At 63.9% G+C, this 2,624-nt stretch carries 2 protein-coding genes; both read right to left on the bottom strand.

Going from position 1 to position 2,624, the window contains the following annotated elements; genetic code table 11:
- Window positions 1-90: 90 nt before the first annotated feature.
- Window positions 91-987 carry an IS21-like element helper ATPase IstB gene (gene istB, locus DBV10_RS21640; protein ID WP_124515618.1) on the bottom strand — a complete coding sequence of 299 codons (897 nt, stop codon included), beginning with the start codon at window positions 985-987 and terminating at the stop codon, window positions 91-93.
- Window positions 980-2,512: an IS21 family transposase gene (gene istA, locus DBV10_RS21635; RefSeq protein WP_124515617.1), complete on the bottom strand. Its 1,533-nt coding sequence runs from the start codon at window positions 2,510-2,512 to the stop codon at window positions 980-982. The genes istB and istA overlap by 8 nt, the downstream gene beginning before the upstream one ends.
- Window positions 2,513-2,624 lie beyond the last annotated feature (112 nt).

Genomic DNA, 2,624 nt, shown 5'->3' with positions numbered 1-2,624 from the left:
TGTTAGCGCCAGTGCAATCGTGATCAGCAGTGCCAGTCGAACATTGACCAGGGGCTGAAGCTGGTTCCATTAGAAGCCAGCTGTGGATAACTATAGGGTGGATGCTTCGGTAGGTCCTCCTTTTTTTGAACTCGTGGTCGGTATGGCCGAGCCGTCAGGCGAGGCCCCTTCCTCCGCGGTCTCGCTAACCTGGGCCGCTGCTGCCTTCTTGGTCTGCTCACGGGCCTTGATGCGCCCCTTGGCTTCGTGCGTGCTGTGGCGGAAGCGGTAGGACTCGTTGCCCGTCTCGATGATGTGGCAGTGATGGGTCAAGCGATCCAGCAACGCGGTTGTCATCTTGGCATCGCCGAACACCGTGGACCACTCCGCGAACGTCAGGTTGGTGGTGATCATCACGCTGGTGTGCTCGTACAGCTTGGACAGCAGGTGGAACAACAAGGCGCCACCGGCCTGGCTGAAGGGCAGGTAACCCAACTCGTCGAGCACGACCAGGTCCATGCGCACCAGACTCATGGCGATGCGTCCGGCACGGCCCTGGCTCTTCTCATGCTCCAGGGCATTGACCAGATCGACCGTGGAGTAGAACCGCACTCGCTTGGCGTGCCGGGTGAGCCCAGCAATTCCCAGCGCCGTGGCCAAGTGGGTCTTGCCGGTGCCTGGGCCGCCGACCAGCACCACGTTCTGCGCATCCTGCGTGAACGAGAGGTCCGCCAGTTTCTGGATCAACGCGCGGTCGACCGGCGCGACGGTGAAGTCAAACCCAGCCAAATCGCGGTGCATCGGGAAGCGTGCCGCCTTCATCTGGTGTGCGATGGAACGCATCGCCCGATCAGCATCTTCAGCCTGCAGCAGGTGCTCCACCAGCCAGCGTGATGCGGCCAGGGTCGTATCGCCGCCTTGCTCCGTCAGATCGGCCCAGGCCGTGGCCATGCCGTTGAGCCGCAGCGCCTTCAGTTGGGCCTGTACATCGATGGAGGTCTCACGCATGGCCCACCTCCTGCCCGTCTAGATGATCCTGGTGGGTGGGGCGCAGCCGGTCATAACGCGCGGTGTCGGCCTTGGGCGCCTGGGTGAGTAGCAAGGACGTCTGCGCCTGCGCCGGCGTGGCCGGGTTGTTCAAGCGGGCCAGCACGTTGCGCACATGCTCTACGCTGATACTGCCACTGGGGGCCCTGCCTTCGAGTACCAGCTCGATGGCCACCAGCACCGCTTCCAGCCCGGCCTGCGGCACCACGGCCAGCACCTGTGCCATGACCCGGTCTCCTCCAGGGTGCCTGAGCAGCGACTGGCGCAAACGCAGCAACGGCGCCGGAAGGTCCAGGAACGGCGTGCCATTGCGCAATGCGCCCGGTTTGCGCTGCACCAGGTCGATGTAGTGCTGCCAGTCGTAGCTGGTCTGGCCACTGCCCGGCAGCCGGGCATGGCTGGCTACGACGGCATCTGCGGCCGCCACATCGATTCGTTCGGGATAGACGCGAGTGCTGACGATGTGGCCGGCCCACTCGCACGGCACGGAGTAACGGTTGCGCGCGGCGGCCACCAGGCAGGTGCTGCTGACCCGGGCCAGCCGCTCGACGTAGCCGTTGAAGGGGGCCGGCATGGACATGAGGTGAGGCTTCTCCAACTCCCACATCTCGGCCACGGTGAACTGCCTGTGGATCGGATGCGTGGTGTCGCTCCACACCGAACGACACCGCTCGCTCAGCCAGGCATTGAGTTCGATGAACGAGCCAAAGCGACGGGTCGCGGCTTCGATCCAGATGCGCCTGCGGCTGTCCTGCACGTTCTTCTCCACCACCCCCTTCTCCCAGCCGGAGGCGACGTTGCAGAAGTCGGGGTCGAACAGGTAGTGGCTGCACATGGCTGCGAAGCGCGCGTTGACCGTGCGCTGCTTGCCACGCTGCACCTTGTCCACGGCGGTGCGCATGTTGTCGTAGATGCCGCGCCGGGTGACGCCACCGAGTGCCTGGAACGAGCGTGTGTGGGCGTCGAACAGCATCTCATGGCCCTGGCTGGGGTAGGCCACCAGCCAGAAGGCACGGCTGGCGCACAGCTTCAGGTGCGCCACTTGCACGTTGTAGAACACGCCGCCGACGACCATGGCTTCGACGCTCCAGTCGAACTGGAAGGCCTCGCCCAGCTCGAAGCTCATCGGAACGAACGCCTTGGCCGGACTGGCTGCCGACTTCACCCGCCAGCGACGGATGTAGTCGGTGACGGCGCTGTAGCCGCCGCGGTAGCCCTGGGCCTGTATCTGAGCAAACAAGGCACGGCCGCTGCGCCGTCCCTGCTTGGGGCGATGGCTGTCGGTTGTGAGCGCTTGATGCAGGATCGGCTCGAACGCAGTTAGCTTGCCATCGAGCTTCACCCGCTCGTACTTCGGGGCAACATCGCCGGGCGCCTTGAGCCACTTCTTGACCGTGTTGCGCGACAGGCCCGTGCGCTTTGCGATCTCGCTGAGAGAGAGTTGGTCGCGCAGCCTCATGCGCCTGACCTTGCCAATCATGTCCATGGTGATCACCTTGAATCCCTGCTGAAATTCTCAGCAGGTCAGTGGAACACCCTGGTCAATATTGGATTGGCACTTTGCGGTTTAGCTGGTCAAGATTGCATCGGCACCAACA

It is taken from the genome of Acidovorax sp. FJL06 (assembly GCF_003852545.1).
GTDB lineage: Bacteria > Pseudomonadota > Gammaproteobacteria > Burkholderiales > Burkholderiaceae_C > Acidovorax.
The sequence above is the reverse complement of the archived record's forward strand: the minus strand, read 5'-3'. Positions and strand labels throughout refer to the sequence as shown.